The sequence below is a fragment of the Streptomyces sp. NRRL WC-3549 genome, from assembly GCF_000721935.1.
Taxonomy (GTDB): Bacteria; Actinomycetota; Actinomycetes; order Streptomycetales; family Streptomycetaceae; genus Streptomyces.
Window position 1 is genome coordinate 11,084 of sequence record NZ_KL585460.1, and the last position, 936, is coordinate 12,019.

Here is a 936-nt window from a genome sequence, read left to right on the forward strand (position 1 = left end):
GGACCCAGCCGTTCGTCTTCCGGCAGCCGCCGGACCTGCTCATCGGGACCACGCCCGGCGGCCGTACGGTCGGTGGGGGCCCCCGGACCGGGCAGGTGCTCATCAGCATCCCGGCCTCGCACGCCCCCGCCGTCGACCCGCACGGCCGGGGGGCGGCCAACCCCTACACGGCCGTCGCCACGCAGCCGGTGCGCACGCTGCGGCCCGACCGGGCACGGGCGCTGGCACTGGGCGACCTGTCCCGGCCCGGGAGCCTGGTGCGCGCCGCCGACCTGGTGGGCGAGGCGGGCCCGGTGACACCGGACGGCCGGGGTTCGCGGATGTTCCGGGAGCTGCAGAACCATCCGTTCCTGACCGTCGGTGTCGTGCCCTCCCCCGCGCTCGTCGCGGCGCTGGGCCAGGTCATGACCTCCGGGTCGGGCGGCGCGTGGCAGCTCACCGAGGAGGGCGCGCCCACCCGTGAGGCGGTGCTCCGGGCCTTCCAGGCCCAGTATCTGACGGCCAACTTCGACCAGAGTTCCGGGCCGCTGGGCTGGAGTGCCTCGGGACTGATGGGCAAGGGCCCGTACGCCACCCTCTGGGCGACCTTCCGGCATCTGACGGCGGTGGACGGCGTCCGGGCGCTGACCGGAGCGGTGCCGATGGACACGGAGATGGTGCTCGGCGGCAGCGGCCAGTCGGCGGGCAAGCTCACCAGGACCCGCACCTTCTTCACCGGCGGGCAGATCGTCTACGCCCGCTCCCACGCGACCGGGCCCGGAGTGCTCGGCACGTACGGCCTGGTCGCCTCCCCGTGGTCGACGGCCGACCAGGCGAGCAGGACCGTGGCCCGCTCCTTCGTCCACGACATGAACCGGAAGGGCTTCGGCCACCAGGTACTCGTGTCGGGCACCGCCGAGCACTGGCTGGCGCTGACGTCCAGCCTGCTGGGCTCCC

General features: G+C 74.6%; 1 protein-coding gene. It reads left to right on the plus strand.

The genetic code is table 11. From position 1 onward, the window contains the following. The coding region (locus tag IH13_RS0135875) for a hypothetical protein (RefSeq protein ID WP_031091304.1) at positions 1-936 on the plus strand (936 nt) is incomplete at both ends.